At 39.4% G+C, this 15,342-nt stretch carries 16 protein-coding genes; 12 read left to right on the plus strand and 4 right to left on the minus strand.

The window, feature by feature from the left end; genetic code table 11:
- Nucleotides 1–10 precede the first annotated feature (10 nt).
- Nucleotides 11–859, minus strand: coding sequence for a 4-hydroxy-3-methylbut-2-enyl diphosphate reductase (locus CBM24_RS25900; RefSeq protein ID WP_088163256.1), 849 nt, complete (start codon nucleotides 857–859; stop codon nucleotides 11–13).
- A 279-nt stretch (nucleotides 860–1,138) separates the two neighbouring features.
- On the opposite strand from CBM24_RS25900, the gene CBM24_RS25905 reads away from it, so the two are divergent.
- On the plus strand, nucleotides 1,139–1,558 hold the full coding sequence (locus tag CBM24_RS25905; protein ID WP_075994543.1) for a nucleoside-diphosphate kinase: 420 nt from the start codon (nucleotides 1,139–1,141) through the stop codon (nucleotides 1,556–1,558).
- A gap of 134 nt (nucleotides 1,559–1,692) precedes the next feature.
- Here CBM24_RS25905 and ybeY read toward each other — a convergent pair whose 3' ends face one another.
- Nucleotides 1,693–2,121: an rRNA maturation RNase YbeY gene (ybeY, locus tag CBM24_RS25910; RefSeq protein WP_088163257.1), complete on the minus strand. Its 429-nt coding sequence runs from the start codon at nucleotides 2,119–2,121 to the stop codon at nucleotides 1,693–1,695.
- 48 nt (nucleotides 2,122–2,169) lie between these two features.
- On the minus strand, nucleotides 2,170–2,583 hold the full coding sequence (ruvX, locus tag CBM24_RS25915; protein WP_088163258.1) for a Holliday junction resolvase RuvX: 414 nt from the start codon (nucleotides 2,581–2,583) through the stop codon (nucleotides 2,170–2,172).
- Nucleotides 2,584–2,905: 322 nt separating this feature from the next.
- On the opposite strand from ruvX, the gene def reads away from it, so the two are divergent.
- The gene (gene def / locus CBM24_RS25920; RefSeq protein ID WP_088163259.1) at nucleotides 2,906–4,132 is read left to right on the plus strand and encodes a peptide deformylase; all 1,227 of its coding nucleotides are present in this window, start codon (nucleotides 2,906–2,908) and stop codon (nucleotides 4,130–4,132) included.
- A 127-nt stretch (nucleotides 4,133–4,259) separates the two neighbouring features.
- Here the strand turns inward: def and CBM24_RS25925 are convergent, their stop codons facing one another.
- On the minus strand, nucleotides 4,260–5,249 hold the full coding sequence (locus CBM24_RS25925; RefSeq protein ID WP_088163260.1) for an aspartate-semialdehyde dehydrogenase: 990 nt from the start codon (nucleotides 5,247–5,249) through the stop codon (nucleotides 4,260–4,262).
- Nucleotides 5,250–5,825: 576 nt separating this feature from the next.
- On the opposite strand from CBM24_RS25925, the gene CBM24_RS25930 reads away from it, so the two are divergent.
- The 10 genes from CBM24_RS25930 to CBM24_RS25975 all read left to right on the plus strand — a co-directional run bounded on the left by CBM24_RS25930 (nucleotide 5,826) and on the right by CBM24_RS25975 (nucleotide 15,237).
- Nucleotides 5,826–6,773, plus strand: coding sequence for an NAD-dependent epimerase/dehydratase family protein (locus CBM24_RS25930; protein ID WP_088163261.1), 948 nt, complete (start codon nucleotides 5,826–5,828; stop codon nucleotides 6,771–6,773).
- Nucleotides 6,774–6,775: 2 nt separating this feature from the next.
- A complete protein-coding gene (locus CBM24_RS25935) occupies nucleotides 6,776–7,501 on the plus strand; it encodes a YebC/PmpR family DNA-binding transcriptional regulator (protein WP_075994546.1) in 726 nt (241 codons plus the stop codon).
- Nucleotides 7,502–7,620: 119 nt separating this feature from the next.
- Nucleotides 7,621–9,096, plus strand: coding sequence for a hypothetical protein (locus CBM24_RS25940; RefSeq protein ID WP_088163262.1), 1,476 nt, complete (start codon nucleotides 7,621–7,623; stop codon nucleotides 9,094–9,096).
- A 64-nt stretch (nucleotides 9,097–9,160) separates the two neighbouring features.
- Nucleotides 9,161–9,904: a DeoR/GlpR family DNA-binding transcription regulator gene (locus tag CBM24_RS25945; protein ID WP_046673148.1), complete on the plus strand. Its 744-nt coding sequence runs from the start codon at nucleotides 9,161–9,163 to the stop codon at nucleotides 9,902–9,904.
- A 23-nt stretch (nucleotides 9,905–9,927) separates the two neighbouring features.
- Nucleotides 9,928–11,388 carry a lipopolysaccharide biosynthesis protein gene (locus CBM24_RS25950; RefSeq protein ID WP_075990238.1) on the plus strand — a complete coding sequence of 487 codons (1,461 nt, stop codon included), beginning with the start codon at nucleotides 9,928–9,930 and terminating at the stop codon, nucleotides 11,386–11,388.
- Complete coding sequence (locus CBM24_RS25955; protein WP_088163263.1) at nucleotides 11,389–12,261, plus strand: glycosyltransferase family 2 protein; 873 nt, start codon at nucleotides 11,389–11,391, stop codon at nucleotides 12,259–12,261. It abuts the gene before it with no gap.
- A 3-nt stretch (nucleotides 12,262–12,264) separates the two neighbouring features.
- Nucleotides 12,265–13,179 (plus strand): glycosyltransferase, encoded by a 915-nt coding sequence (locus tag CBM24_RS25960; RefSeq protein WP_075990240.1) that lies wholly within the window; start codon nucleotides 12,265–12,267, stop codon nucleotides 13,177–13,179.
- Nucleotides 13,180–13,184: 5 nt separating this feature from the next.
- The gene (locus CBM24_RS25965) at nucleotides 13,185–13,940 is read left to right on the plus strand and encodes a glycosyltransferase family 2 protein (protein ID WP_075990241.1); all 756 of its coding nucleotides are present in this window, start codon (nucleotides 13,185–13,187) and stop codon (nucleotides 13,938–13,940) included.
- On the plus strand, nucleotides 13,940–14,155 hold the full coding sequence (locus tag CBM24_RS25970) for a DUF3820 family protein (protein ID WP_046673143.1): 216 nt from the start codon (nucleotides 13,940–13,942) through the stop codon (nucleotides 14,153–14,155). The genes CBM24_RS25965 and CBM24_RS25970 overlap by 1 nt, the downstream gene beginning before the upstream one ends.
- 95 nt (nucleotides 14,156–14,250) lie before the next feature.
- On the plus strand, nucleotides 14,251–15,237 hold the full coding sequence (locus tag CBM24_RS25975) for a rhodanese-related sulfurtransferase (protein WP_088163811.1): 987 nt from the start codon (nucleotides 14,251–14,253) through the stop codon (nucleotides 15,235–15,237).
- The last annotated feature ends 105 nt before the right edge of the window (nucleotides 15,238–15,342 follow it).

A 15,342-nucleotide genomic window follows, 5' to 3' on the forward strand; every position in this document is an offset into this window, starting at 1 on the left:
GTAATTGTGCTTATAATGCTTCTAAACTTGCTTTTACGTCTTTCATCAACCACATTGGCGTAGAAGTAGCGCCACAGATACCAATTCGATCGTTTTCAGCAAAGACCGAAGCATCTAATTCTGCTGGATCAGAAATAAAATAACTAGCGGGATTGGCGTTTTGACAAACTTCAAACAGCACCTTTCCATTGGAGGATTTCTTGCCCGATACAAAGACGATTTTATCGTATTGTCTGGCAAAAGCGCCAAGATCTTCGTATCGATTGGAAACTTGTCGACAGATGGTATCATTGGCCTTTACTTCATACCCGCGCTTGATCAGTTCATCTTTGATCGCATAAAATTTATCTACACTTTTTGTTGTTTGGCTATATAGAGTAAATGAGGCGGGCAATTCGACCTGATCCAATTCCGTAATATCCTGAAAAACTAAGGCTTCATTATTTGTCTGCCCCTGCAAACCGATCACTTCAGCATGTCCATGCTTACCAAAGATTAGAATTTTCTCCTCTTGATCGAACGAAGTTTTTATACGGTTCTGCAGTTTGAGCACCACTGGACAAGAGGCATCTATCAAGGTTATGTTATTTTCCAAAGCAACACGATAAGTCTCTGGGGCTTCACCGTGGGCACGGATCAATACCTTTTCATTGCTTAACGTTGGCAGAGCGGCATGATCGATAATACGTAAGCCTTTTGCTTTCAATCGAGCAACTTCCTCATCATTATGAACAATATCTCCCAAACAATAAAGATATCCCTCTTCCTCCAAGATCTCCTCCGCCATATCAATAGCGTATACCACTCCAAAGCAAAAGCCTGAATCTTTATCGATGTCTACTGTTAGATTTAATGCCATAATATCACAAAGTTACATATTCGTATTGAACTTAGATCAATTGTTTTTTTACTTTTCTATAAACGGCCGGATACAAAGCCTTGTTACATATCTAGAAAAAACGGCTGATTAGGAGCATGCGAAACGTCTATTTCAATATAAACATATTTTCGAGGCGTATAAGATTTAGCGATAAGGGTTGCATCAGCCGGTTGGCTTTTCAATAATTGTGTCTATATGAAGCCTAATGATATTGCATATGAAAAGCAATTTATCTAATTTTGCAAAAAAATTAAAATAATGGCAACTAACAGAACTTTTACGATGATCAAACCTGACGCAGTAGCGAACGGTCACATCGGTGCAATCTTAAACGATATCATTGCTGGTGGTTTTAAAATCATTGCAATGAAATACATCCAACTTTCTCAAGAGACAGCTGGTGCATTCTATGCAGTACACAAAGAGCGTCCTTTCTATGGTGAGTTGGTAAAATTTATGACTTCAGGTCCTATCGTTGCTGCAATCTTGGAAAAAGATAATGCTGTTGAAGATTTCCGTACATTGATCGGCGCGACTAATCCTGCTGATGCAGCTGAAGGTACAATCCGCAACAAATATGCTAAATCTATTGACGCAAACGCTATCCATGGATCGGATTCAGATGAGAATGCTGCTATCGAAGGAAACTTCTTCTTCTCTCAATTTGAAAGATTCTAGTCGTAAGAAACAACATAAAAAAAGCGCTTTACAAATTGTAAAGCGCTTTTTTTATGCGACCTCTCCCCCGAGTAAAATATACCCCCTATCGGTTCACCGAACTGTTGGCCTTAATAAGCGTACGATGGAGTATATTAAAAGTTTCTTTTACCTAGATACTCATCTTCCTTGGCGGTCATCTTGGCTTTATCTGTCGGCTTTTTATCCGGATAGCCGCACAGGTGCATTACACCATGAATGATAACCCGATGAAGCTCATCACGCACATCAACCTTAAATTTCTCAGCATTCTCCTGAATACGTTCCACGCTGATAAAAATATCGCCAGCGATGGTGTCATCATATTCGGAAGAATCAAAGGTAACGATATCAGTATAGGTATCGTGATTTAAATACTGCTTATTGATCTCTAGTAAGTAGGCATCCGAGCAAAGGATAAAGCTCAATTCGCCCACACGTTTAAATCCTTCGGATTTGATGGCATCAGCAATCCATTGACGAATCTTTCCTTTTTCTTTTAATTTGAAATCCGTATCCTCGGTAAAAAATAATATGCTCTTCATCCTTCTATTTTTTATTCATTTTTGTTTGACTTATCAGTCGATGTGTATCTAAAAATTACGGCTATCCATGTAGCTTTGCAAAATGATCGTTGCAGACACGGTATCAATCAGTCCTTTTTGTTGACGGTCCTTCTTTTTTTTCCCACTTTGTGCAATCGCTGCAGAAGCCATTTTAGAAGTAAAACGCTCATCTATTTCGGCGACAGCAATCGTGGGGTAAGTCTTCTTCAGCTTCCGAATAAAACCGACAACATGTTGTGCGGATTCAGAGTCAGTCCCATCCAGCTGCCGTGGCTTGCCTACAACAAACGCTTCCACCTGTTCTGTCTGTAAATAATCGGCTAAGTATGTCCAGATATCTTGCGGATGTACTGTCGTCAATGCTGTAGCGATAATTTGCATTGGATCGGTCACCGCAACCCCTATTCGTTTTGTACCGTAATCAAAGGCCATCAATCTCATGGATATATATTTTTCACAAAAATACAAAGTAGTCCTGAGTATTACACAGGAAGATTTAATATTTCAATTGGACTCCGCTTTCTAATACATCCTCTTCTCGTTTTTGATCTTTTAATTTTGATCTTTTAACCAAAAAAAACTATAACTTTGATAGACTATTTAACAACGACAAGCCAACTTGCTTTTTGAGGCAATAGATCACCGAATTCGATCTGATCATAGCGGGCCAATAGAATTGCCCTATAGGCACACTGATCAAGGCAACACCAAAGGCGATGCAGCATTTGGCTGTACGAAATCGGAAGAATAAATATTTAAACAGATGAAAAAAACACTTATTGCCAGTTTCCTTTTGGCCTTATGCTTAAATACGCATGCTCAAAGTAAATATGAGCAACAAATTACGGCTCTTCGTGAAAAAAAAGCCACTGAATTGGCGAAAGAACAATATGGTCCATTGAAATCAGATCAAGTAGCGTTTTTGGATTACTTTCCCGTAGATGCGGGCTATAAAGTCAACGCCAAAATTGAAGTTTTATTTAACGAACCGGTATTCCGGATGCCAACCTACGATGGCACAAGCAACGAGTACAAACGTTACGCCATCATAACCTTTACTCTTCATGGAAAACAACATACGTTGAATATCTACCAAAGTGTCGCATTATTTCAAAATCCTGCATACAAAAACCATTTATTTTTACCATTTTTAGATTTAACAAATGGTCAGGAAAGCTATAGTGGGGGCCGGTATATTGATTTATCTACAGACGACATTAAAGGAAACAATGTTGAGATAGACTTTAACAAAGCCTATAATCCGTATTGCGCTTATAGCAATGGCTACCGTTGCCCAGTCCCACCAGTTGAGAACAATTTAGAAACAAAAATTATGGCCGGCGAAAAAGCATTTCATAAGTCAAAGAATGAAAGACCAGTCAACCTTAATGCAGGACAGGAGTTCAGTGCTGCCGACAAGAAAATCATTTTATCAGGAGATGAAAATGCAATTCTTCGCGTATTGCAAACAACAGACGATAAAGATCTGAAAGTTTTAAAAGCTACAAGCAGTGATGTCAAATACAACGACCCATTGATTGAGTCACTTTCCAAAAGAATGTTCGCGACTGTACGTGATCCCAATCACCCCGGTGTAGGCATCGCAGCGCCACAAATCGGTATAAATAAAAATCTAATCTGGGTACAGCGATTTGACAAACCAGATCAACCATTTGAATTTTATGTAAATCCTAAAATTCTATGGCGCTCCAAACTGAAACGTAAAGGCGCCGAAGGCTGTCTTTCTATCCCTAATCGTAAAGAGGATGTATTACGGAGTTATGCTATCCGCCTGCAATACATCAATAAAGAAGGTAAAGTTATCGAAGAAAACATCGAGGGTTTTACTGCGGTTATTTTTCAGCACGAAACGGATCATCTTTTCGGCATTCTATTTCCAGATCGGCTGGAAGAGCAAAGCAAAGAAGCCTATGCGCCGTTGAATGACAAGATTGAATTTTCTATCCAACCCACAACGTTGACGCCATAATTTCTAGCCCCTGTATCAAGGGCCAAATCATAAGTATATAAATTGTGATTTGATGATAGGACAAAAAGAGCCCCCATGAACGAATTCGTTCATGGGGGCTCAATATTTATTATGGAATCTACTTGAGTTAGATCAATCCTTTTTCGGCCAATAACTCTGCTACCTGAACTGCATTTGTTGCAGCGCCTTTACGTAAGTTATCTGCTACTACCCACATGTTAAGGGTATTTGGTTGAGATTCATCACGACGGATACGTCCTACAAAAACCTCATCTCTGCCGTGCGCATCCTTTGGCATTGGATATTGTAGTGACGCAGGGTCATCAACAACAATACAGCCACTTTGCGCCGCTAAAGCTGCACGTACATCATTCAAATCAAAGTCATTTTCAAATTCAATATTCAATGATTCAGAGTGTCCTCCCATAACCGGAATACGCACTGTCGTTGCAGTTACTTTAATAGAGTCATCACGCATGATTTTATTTGTTTCCAAAATCATCTTCATTTCCTCTTTCGTGTATCCATTTTCTTGGAAAACATCAATATGTGGAATAACGTTCAAATCAATCTGATAAGGATAAGCTTTTTCACCATCTTTTCCGGCACGCTCATCCATTAACTGGTTAACGGCCTTAACACCAGTACCTGTTACAGATTGGTAGGTAGAAACTACAACCCGTTTGATTTTATATTTATCATGTAATGGCTTTAAAGCCACCACCATTTGTATGGTTGAACAATTCGGGTTTGCAATAATTTTGTCTTCAGCAGATAACACATCGCCATTTACTTCTGGAACAACCAACTTTTTCGTTGGGTCCATACGCCATGCCGAAGAATTGTCGATCACTGTAATTCCAGCTTCAGCAAATTTAGGTGCGAATTCTTTCGAGGTATCACCACCAGCAGAAAATAACGCAACATCAGGTTTCAAAGCAATAGCCTCAGATGGTGTAACCACCTTATACTTCTTTCCCTTGAATTCAATTTCCTTACCCTTACTACGCTCTGAAGCTACTGGAATTAATTCTGTTACTGGGAAATTTCGCGCCGCCAACACGGTTAGCATCTCAGTACCCACAAGGCCTGTTGCGCCGACTACTGCCACTTTCATTTTTGTCTGTGTTTAAATTGTGTATATAAAATTGTTATTTGATTTTGTTTTTAGTTGATTCTCGAAGAATGAATTCTTCAAATTTAAAAAATATTCCCTAATTCCACTATTAAAATAACAAAATATTACTCCCTCTGCTAAAAATATCACAACATTAATAATTTTTCCTCCATAATTGCTAAAAAAGGAATCCGTGCATCCCATAACTATTGCTAAAAATCAGGATTAAAGCAATTCAAAAAAAATAAAAATTTTCGCTGCTTATTCAAAAAAAAAGAACAAACGATTGAAACAGTTTAAAATCTCATAAAAACAGCCCCAAGAGTCTAAAAATTAGCATTTTTTCCCTACTTCCTAAAAGGCCACAAAGTTGATAGATACTGAAAAGCCTTTATATTTGCATCATAAACCGCCATGGTTGAAATTTCATTTTTCATTACATGATGAAACGTAAATTATGTCAGGCTAGATCCTATTATATCGATAGGAAGAAACGAACGAAGCGATTCATTTATATTCTTGAGTATAGATCCTCAATATAGTGAAAGCGGGAGCTTCATAAAATAAAACTTACAAATGAAAGAAAGCATTATTATCATTGGTGCAAATGGCCAGATCGGCACAGAATTAGCTATTGCCTTGCGCAAAAAATTTGGTGCAGAGAATGTTGTAACCACCGACATTAGAGAACCGCAGATTAAAAGCCCTGATGAGAATTTCGAAATCGCTAATGTTCTTGACAAAAGTGGACTCGAGACATTATTTCAAAAATACAAACCTACTCAAGTATATCTACTAGCTGCCATGCTTTCGGCTACAGGTGAGAAATACCCTGAAAAGGCTTGGGAATTGAATATGAATGGTTTATTGAATGTTCTTGATCTAGCCGTGAACTATAACGTCTCCAAGATATTCTGGCCAAGCTCTATTGCTGTTTTTGGGCCACACTCTCCGAAAACAAATACCGAACAATATTGCGTAATGGATCCCAACACGATTTATGGCATCAGCAAACTTGCAGGTGAGCGTCTCATCGAATGGTATCAAGAACACCGTGGCCTGGATATTCGTAGTGTCCGTTATCCGGGCATCATTTCCTGGAAAACTGAACCAGGAGGTGGAACGACAGATTATGCAGTCGATATTTTTTATGAAGCATTGAAAACCGGGACATACGCCTGTTTCTTATCTGAAAACACAGCATTACCCATGTTATATATGGAGGATGCCATCCGTGGTACACTCGAATTAATGGATGCACCGAAGGAAAGCCTAAGCATTCGCCACAGTTATAACCTTGGTGGTATTACATTTACTCCAAAAGAACTTGCACAAGAAATTAAAAAAATTCTTCCTAATTTTGCAATCTCTTACATCGAGAACGATCCAAGACAACAGATTGCTGATTCATGGCCTGCTAGTCTAGATGATTCTTATGCAAGAAAAGACTGGAACTGGACGCCGGAATTTGACATCCAGAAGATGACAGTCGACATGATTGAAAATCTTAAAAACAAAATATAACAATGGGAAGAGCTTTCGAATTCAGAAAAGAGCGGAAATTCAAACGCTGGGCCAAAATGGCCGTTCAATTTACACGTTTAGGTAAAGAAATCGCCATGGCGGTTAAAGAAAGCGGCCCTCACCCTGAAACTAACTCGAGACTTCGTACAGCAATACACAATGCCAAGGCAGTAAATATGCCCAAGGATCGTATCGAAGCCGCAATCAAACGTGCTTCAGAAAAAGATTCAAAAGGTTACGAAGAGTATGTATATGAAGGCTATGGCCCGCATGGTGTACCTGTTTTAATTGAAACTGCAACAGATAATACCAACCGCACCGTAGGAAACATCCGTAGCTATTTTACAAAAGCAGGTGGTTCATTGGGGAAAACAGGATCATTGGATTTTATTTTCAATCGTAAATCCATTTTCCGTTTTGCTGCAACAGACGAACTGGACCTAGAAGAACTTGAATTAGAGTTGATCGATGGAGGCTTAGAAGAATTGTACGTAGAAGCTGATGAAGAAGGCAATGATATTGCTGTCGTTCAAACTTCCTTCGAAGACTTTGGTAATATGCAAAAATTACTCGAAGAAAAGGGAATTGAAGTAACATCTGCGAAATTGGAACGTATTGCTTTATCGCATTCAGATATCACGGAAGAACAAGCTGCTGATGTCTTGAAGATGATCGATAAAATCGAAGAAGATGACGATGTTCAAGCAGTTTACCATAACATGGCTTAAGCTATTGAACCTATAAAACAATAAAAAAGAGCGCTAGTCGCTCTTTTTTATTTTAGGCCTCCCAGCTGCGTCAGAAAAATTACTACATTTGTAATAGACTATATTAAACTCATAACAGGATGACTTTTGAAGAATTTTTCATAAAAAAGAAAATTGATTTAAAAGCTTTACAAGCTGCAGATGGACCTTTATTTGAAGAGTTCAAAGCACATTATTCTGCTATGGGAGAAAAGAGTTTTGACCACAGCAAAAAGTTTTGGTTCAACAAGCTCCGAAAAAGCTTCCATCTAGCAGAGGAGGAAACTGTTATTGCAAAACCTATTGTAAAGCAGGTTATCGCTGATACAGCATCCGAGACCTCCAGTATTCATACGGCAAAACCAGCAGGCTTTAAACCGCGATTCAAGGCACCTCCTACAGCCGTAGAAGATGAAGTCAAGGCAACATCCAAAAAGGAAATAACTGATTTAACGGAATCCACTCCTGATTCAATACCCACAGGATTCAAACCAAGGTTCAAAGCTGGTGTAACCAAAGCTCCTGATGTGGCCGCAAGCACATCTGTATCCGAAGAAAAAACCGACGAAGCAACAACAGCCGCTCCAAAACCGACGGGCTTCAAACCGAGGTTCAAAGCTGGAGTAACCAAAACGGAAACTTCTGAACAAGCACAGCTGCCCGATACGAAAGACGAAATTAAGTTAGATACCAGCGTAAAGGCTGAACCTGAAAACAACAGCACAGAGACACAGGAACCCGCTGCCAGTAAACCCACAGGATTTAAACCGAGGTTCAAAGCTGGTGTAACCAAAGCTCCTGATGTGGCCGCAAGCACATCTGCATCCGACGAAAAGACCGACGAGACAACAAACTCTGCTCCAAAACCGACGGGCTTCAAACCAAGGTTCAAAGCTGGAGTAACCAAAACGGAAACTTCTGAACAGACACAGCTGCCCGATACGAAAGACGAAATTAAGCTAGATAACAGCGTAAAGACCGAACCTGAAAACAACAGCACAGAAACACAGGAATCCGCTACCAGTAAACCCACAGGCTTCAAACCGAGGTTCAAAGCTGGAATCACCAAAACGGAATCTTCTGAACAAGCACAGCTGCCCGATACGAAAGACGAAATTAAGTTAGATAACAGCGTAAAAGCTGAACCTGAAAACAGCAGCACAGAAACACAGGAACCAGCTGTCAGTAAACCCACAGGCTTCAAACCGAGGTTCAAAGCTGGCGTAACCAAAACGGAAACTTCTGAACAGGCACAGCTGCCCGATACGAAAGACGAAATTAAGTTAGATAACAGCGTAAAGACCGAACCTGAAAACAGCAGTACAGAAACACAGGAATCCGCTGCCAGTAAACCCATAGGCTTCAAACCGAGGTTCAAAGCTGGCGTAACCAAAATGGAAACTTCTGAACAGGTACAGCTGCCCGATACGAAAGACGAAATTAAGCTAGATAACAGCGTAAAGGCTGAACCTGAAAACAACAGCACAGAAACACAGGAACCCGCTGCCAGTAAACCCACGGGCTTCAAACCGAGATTCAAAGCTGGCATAACAAAAATTGACAAAAAGGAAGAATAATTTTCACTACATTTAGACTGATTTTTTTAATTATTTTTAAATTCCGATTAAAAACCAAAGACCAATGTTAAAGGAAGAAAGACAAGCATTCATTATACATCAGATTAACCTACATAACAAAGTTTTATCGTCAGATCTAAGTGTTCAACTGAATGTGTCTGAAGATACAATTAGACGTGACTTAAACGAACTCGCGGAGAATGGAAAAGTTCTAAAAGTCTATGGTGGGGCATTATCAAAATCTTTTCAATTCCCATTTCAGGATGGAAACGTATATGCCAAGGAGGCAAAAAAAGAAATTGCCAAGAAAGCAAGCACTTTAATCTCCAATGGAATGACTGTTTTAGTCGGAGGCGGGACAACCTTAATTGAATTAGCGAGAACAATACCCGATCATCTTCAGTGTACGTTTTTTACTATAAGTCCATTAGTTGCACTAGAATTGGCCGAAAAGCCAAACCTTGAAGTCATTTTAGTTGGCGGAAAACTTTCACGCAATACAAACATCGTTTCCGGAGCCCAAGTCGCTAATGAATTGGCAGATCTTAAGGTCGATCTTTGTTTGTTGGGAACAAATTCTCTTTCAGTAGAAGATGGGGTGACCGATTCAGACTGGGAGGTGGTACAAATCAAACGTGCGATGATTAAATGCTCAAAAAAAGTGGCTATTTTAAGTATTGCTGAGAAACTAAATTCAGTTCAAAAAATGAAAGTTGTGCCGTTACGTGATATTTCTTATTTGATTACCGATGTCAATCCAACTGATGTTTCCCTAAAAGAATTTGCGAATACAATTGCAATACTTTAATATTGCCGCTCATTTAATTTAGCATGTCATCGCAAACGAAAAATGACTCTTTAAAATCAAAAACAACAAAAGGACTGCTATGGGGTGGTATGGCCAGTATCATCCAGCAGTTTTTGGGCTTCGGCTTCGGCATCCTACTAAACCGTAAGCTAACAGCAGAAGATTATGGTTTAGTAGCTATGATCACCATCTTTTCTGTTCTCGCCTCCGCTTTTCAAGAAAGTGGATTTGTGTATGGAATTGTCAATAAAAAAGAAGTTGAACATAAAGATTATAACGCGGTATTCTGGACAAGTGTAGGAATTGGAACATTTATTTATATTGTTTTATTTTTTGCGGCTCCTCTTATCGCCTTATACTATAATCAACCAGTACTTGTAGAACTTAGCAGATTTACTTTTTTATCCTTTTGGCTAGGTAGCTTTGGTATTGCGCACAATGCTTACCTCTTCCGGAATTTAAAAATCAAAGAAAGAGTCATCACAGGCACCTTTGCGCTTATTGCATCAAATATAGTCGGGGTTTATTTAGCCTATAAGGACTACGCCTATTGGGCATACGCGATCCAAATTGTCTCCTATAGTGGTTTCAATATGCTTGGATTCTGGTATTTTTCCAAATTCAGACCTACTTTCCAGTTCGATTTCCGACCTATTCGCGACATTTTAGGATTTAGCAGTAAAATACTAGTCACCAATATTTTCATCAACATCAACAAGAATATATACGCAGCGATCTTAGGCCGGCATTATACCGCTGAAGAACTGGGATATACCGTGAATCCTAATCGTTGGAGCATCATGGCACAGAATATATTGACCAATATGGTCAATAATGTGACACAGCCCATTTTAAAGGAAATAGAAGATGATAAGGATAGACAAATTCGGGTTTTTCGAAAACTAATTTCCTTTACGGCCTTTTTAGCCTTTCCGATGTTATTTGGTTTAACAACTGTAGCACAAGATTTCATTACTATTGCGATCACCGATAAATGGGCACAAAGTGCCATATTTCTTCAAATATTTTGTATTGGCGCTGCATTTGATTCTGTAAGCAATGTTTTTTCCAACCTCATCATTAGCAAGGGAAAACCCGAAGTTTATATGCGGAATATCATCGTGTTTGGTCTGCTCCAAATCGCTATTCTATTCTTCGGCAAATCATTAGGTCTTGAACTACTCATTGGATTAACCTCAGCATTAAATGCCCTCTGGATATTCGTTTGGTATGCTTCCGCTAAACCTTATATGAATTATTCATTTCGTTATCTTCTGGCAGATATTTTTGCTTATGCATTATTGGCAGCTGCCAGTTGTATTGCAGCTCACTATGCCACCGCAGCTATCGCCAACCTCTATCTACGGTTTGCAAGTACAATTGGAGTGGCTGTATGTGCATATATCATTGTCAATAGAATCTTTAAACCCAGCATTTTGTTGGAATTATTCCACTATTTCCTAACAGTTATCCGAAAAAAATAGATGGCCAGGATTCTCACCATAATCGTCTCTTATAATTTTGAGCCTTGGATCCACAAGTGCTTACCCAGTCTATTGGATTCGAGCTACCCCACAGATATTTTAGTTGTCGACAACAATTCGGGAGACAATACCACACAGATCATAAAAGAAACGTATCCGACAATAAGACTAATAGAAAGTTCCGAAAATCTGGGTTTTGGAAAGGCCAACAACATCGGACTTGACATTGTTTTGAAGGAAGAATATGATTATGCATTTTTAGTCAACCAGGATGCTTGGCTGGATCGGGACTGCATCGCCAACTTAGTGAAAGTAAACGCAGACAATATCGGAATTATCTCGCCTATTCACTACGATGGAACCGAAACAACACTGGACCATGGTTTTGCTTTATATACAAAAAATGCTACTAGCGAAAATTCGCATCGCATTTGCTCTTTCGTCAACGCAGCATTTTGGTTTATCCCCAACCCAGTGATCAGAAAAGTCGGTGGTTTCGCGCCGATCTTTTTCCATTATGGAGAAGATAAGGATTATGCCAATCGCATCAAGTACTACGGGTTAAATATCATTCTCGCCGACAGGGCCAAGGCCTATCACGATAGACAACAGCGTAAAACAGACCGAAAAACCTTTCTGAAAAGCGAATTTGTATATCATTTGACAGAGTATTGCAATATCAATTATACCTTTGTAAGATCTTTTTCGATGGCCGTATTGGCGAGTCTGAAAAAAATGGGAGCTTCAATTTTTAAAGGTCATATTTTTGAAGCAAAAAGCTACTTAAACATTGCTTTTAGATTGCTGGGCAAATCGGGAGCAGTTTATCGTACTCGTCTAAGCAACAAAAAAGCATACAACAAAATCTATTGATAAATGAACAATATTGCTCCAGTCATACTTTTTGTGTACAATCGTCCTGATCATACAATAAGAACACTCTCAGCTTTAGAACAGAACAAGCTTGCAGACCAGACTACGCTTTACATTTATTCGGATGCTGCAAAAAACGAAAAATCTGTTCAAGCTGTTATTGAAGTCCGAAAGATTATCAACCAGTCCTGGAACTTTAAAGAAGTTATTATTGTCGAACGAGCAGAAAATTGGGGTTTGGCGGCCAATGTGATCGACGGAGTTACAAAAGTGGTTAATGCACATGGAAAGATTATTGTTTTGGAGGACGATCTGGAAACTGCTGTATTTGCCCTAGATTATTTCAATCAAGCACTGGAGCGCTATAAAGATCAAGATCAGGTGATGGAGATCAGCGGTTATGGTTATCCACTAAAAGATTTAAATAAACTGCCTGAGACCTTCTTTTTTCGGGTCGCCAATAGTTGGGGCTGGGCAACCTGGGACCGCGCCTGGCAACATTTCAATCCGAATATTGATGAACTTGTATCGGATTTTACGGCCGAGCAGATACATCAATTCAGTATAGAGGGAAAAGAAAACTTCTGGAAACAAGTGCAGGAATTTAAGGCCGGAAAGATCAACTCTTGGGCGATACGCTGGTATGCTTCTGTATTCAAAAAAAATGGGTTAGTTTTGTATCCAAGGAATTCGATGACACAGAATATTGGCAACGATGGTTCGGGTACACATACAGCTGCGGAAGCAACTTATCAGGTTACACTAGCAGAAAGCCCTGTACGGTATTTTCCGACGGAAATTTCAGAAAACAAGCAAGCTTATGAGGCCATCAAGTATTTCTATGCACATCGGAAAGGATCTTTATTCAACCGTGGCATCCGATTCCTGAAGAAGAAAATGAATAAATTCAATATATAAACAACATGTCTGCTCATCCCAAATTTTCGATTATAACTGTCGTTTACAACAATGTGCGTGACATAGAACACACCCTGAAATCTGTTGTCAATCAGAGCTATGATCATATAGAGTATATTGTCATTGATGGACAATCAACTGATGGAACATTAGAGATCATCCAAAAATACAGGGATAAAATCACCGTTCTACTCTCCGAAAAGGATAAGGGGATCTATGATGCAATGAATAAGGGATTAGCCTTAGCAACAGGTGATTATGTTCTTTTTCTAAATTCAGGAGATGAGATCTATGATCTCAACAGCATTGAGAATCTTGCCAAACTGAGCGATGACGCGGATATTCTTTACGGCGAAACTATCCTCGTAGATGACAATCGAAATATTATTGGTGAACGGAGGCACAAAGTTCCGGTTCATTTCGACTGGAAAAGCTTTCGATATGGTATGAATATATGCCATCAGGCCATCTATATCAAGCGGGAAATTGCCGAGCCATACGATCTCAATTATAAATTATGTGCTGATATTGACTGGGTTATTCGTTGTGCCAAAAAGGCAAAAAAAACAGTCAATGCACAGCAATATGTAGCCCGGTATCTTGTGGGTGGGATGTCAAAACAAAGACATAAGGAATCCTTGAAAGAGCGCTTCGCTATTTTCAAACACTACTATGGGACCATTCCCAATTTATTCAATCATGGCATCATCGCACTAAAAGCTATTTGGTACCGTCTTAATTATGGAAAACCCCAAGACTAATGTTAAATCCTGAAATCTTAACCGAGCTTGTTACAGTAAAGATGCCCTTTGGTAAATATCAGGGCTACACGTTATGTAACCTTCCTGAACCCTATCTAGTCTGGTATAACCAAAAAGGCTTTCCAAAGGGAAAGCTAGGCCAGCAATTAGCGACACTCTATGAAATAAAGCTTAATGGCTTGGAATACCTGCTCGAACCTTTAAAGAAAAGGTGACGACGGTCATTTTATTCCACTTATTATTTTTTGTAGCTTTGCACTAAATTTATTTTTAGCATTAAACGCCGTTTGCAGCGGTATCAATGAATATCATGACACAATATCAAACTTTGCTGTACTATTGTTACAGCCCTATCGAGGATGCCGAAAAATTTGCATCAGATCACTTAGAATTTTGTAAATCTCTGGACTTGGTTGGCCGTATCATTGTCGCTGATGAGGGTCTTAATGGAACTGTTTCAGGTACTGTAGAGGCCTGTAAAAGCTATATGGATGCCATCTATGCCGACGGTCGTTTCAACAAAACAGAGTTCAAAATTGACGCTGTAGATGAACCGTCATTCATTAAAATGCATTGTCGCTATAAAGCCGAAATCGTTCACTCTGGCTTGAGAGATCCAAAAGAAATTGACCCTAACCGTCAAACCGGTGTGCACCTTGAACCGAAAGATTTCTTAGCCATGAAGGACCAAGAGGATGTGGTTGTATTGGATGTACGCTCAAATTACGAGCACAATGTTGGTCATTTTAAAAATGCTGTCACCCTAGATATTGACAATTTCCGCGAGTTCCCTGAGAAAATCAAAGAGCTTGAACAATATAAAGGAAAAAAAATATTGACATACTGCACAGGGGGTATCAAATGTGAGAAGGCATCTGCTCTTTTGTTAAAAGAAGGCTTCGAGGACGTTTATCAATTACATGGCGGAATTATCAAATACGGGAAGGAAGCTGGTGGCGAAGATTTCGAAGGCCAATGCTATGTCTTTGACAATCGTGTTACAGTTGATGTAAACTCTGTCAATCCATCTGTAGTATCGACTTGTTTTAACTGTGGCAAGCAAACCACTAAAATGATCAACTGTGCCAACCCGACTTGTAATGAACATTTCACACAATGTGATGAGTGCGGCTGGGAGATGGACGGATGCTGCTCAACAGCATGTAAAGAAAACCCCAATAAACGTGAATATGACGGAACAGGATATTATGTAAAAGTACCTCAACCCGTCAATATTGACAAAATCAGCAAAAGAAAACATAAAAATTTCCCGCCGAAAGTAACGGTCGAAGATTAATACGAATTGGACAAAAAGAATGAGGTCGGAAGAGTAGAACTTCCGACCTCATTCTTTTAAGATCTGCGTCATCTTAGCTTAATCCCGTACTAGCTTTTTATCAGA

The sequence above is a fragment of the Sphingobacterium sp. G1-14 genome, from assembly GCF_002196555.1.
Classification (GTDB): domain Bacteria; phylum Bacteroidota; class Bacteroidia; order Sphingobacteriales; family Sphingobacteriaceae; genus Sphingobacterium; species Sphingobacterium siyangense.

Coding starts and splice junctions, on each gene's coding strand:
- CBM24_RS25900 (WP_088163256.1), bottom strand. CDS start 859: ATGGCATTAAATCTAACAGTAGACATCGATAAAGATTCAGGCTTTTGC.
- CBM24_RS25905 (WP_075994543.1), top strand. CDS start 1,139: ATGGCAACTAACAGAACTTTTACGATGATCAAACCTGACGCAGTAGCG.
- ybeY (WP_088163257.1), bottom strand. CDS start 2,121: ATGAAGAGCATATTATTTTTTACCGAGGATACGGATTTCAAATTAAAA.
- ruvX (WP_088163258.1), bottom strand. CDS start 2,583: ATGAGATTGATGGCCTTTGATTACGGTACAAAACGAATAGGGGTTGCG.
- def (WP_088163259.1), top strand. CDS start 2,906: ATGAAAAAAACACTTATTGCCAGTTTCCTTTTGGCCTTATGCTTAAAT.
- CBM24_RS25925 (WP_088163260.1), bottom strand. CDS start 5,249: ATGAAAGTGGCAGTAGTCGGCGCAACAGGCCTTGTGGGTACTGAGATG.
- CBM24_RS25930 (WP_088163261.1), top strand. CDS start 5,826: ATGAAAGAAAGCATTATTATCATTGGTGCAAATGGCCAGATCGGCACA.
- CBM24_RS25935 (WP_075994546.1), top strand. CDS start 6,776: ATGGGAAGAGCTTTCGAATTCAGAAAAGAGCGGAAATTCAAACGCTGG.
- CBM24_RS25940 (WP_088163262.1), top strand. CDS start 7,621: ATGACTTTTGAAGAATTTTTCATAAAAAAGAAAATTGATTTAAAAGCT.
- CBM24_RS25945 (WP_046673148.1), top strand. CDS start 9,161: ATGTTAAAGGAAGAAAGACAAGCATTCATTATACATCAGATTAACCTA.
- CBM24_RS25950 (WP_075990238.1), top strand. CDS start 9,928: ATGTCATCGCAAACGAAAAATGACTCTTTAAAATCAAAAACAACAAAA.
- CBM24_RS25955 (WP_088163263.1), top strand. CDS start 11,389: ATGGCCAGGATTCTCACCATAATCGTCTCTTATAATTTTGAGCCTTGG.
- CBM24_RS25960 (WP_075990240.1), top strand. CDS start 12,265: ATGAACAATATTGCTCCAGTCATACTTTTTGTGTACAATCGTCCTGAT.
- CBM24_RS25965 (WP_075990241.1), top strand. CDS start 13,185: ATGTCTGCTCATCCCAAATTTTCGATTATAACTGTCGTTTACAACAAT.
- CBM24_RS25970 (WP_046673143.1), top strand. CDS start 13,940: ATGTTAAATCCTGAAATCTTAACCGAGCTTGTTACAGTAAAGATGCCC.
- CBM24_RS25975 (WP_088163811.1), top strand. CDS start 14,251: ATGACACAATATCAAACTTTGCTGTACTATTGTTACAGCCCTATCGAG.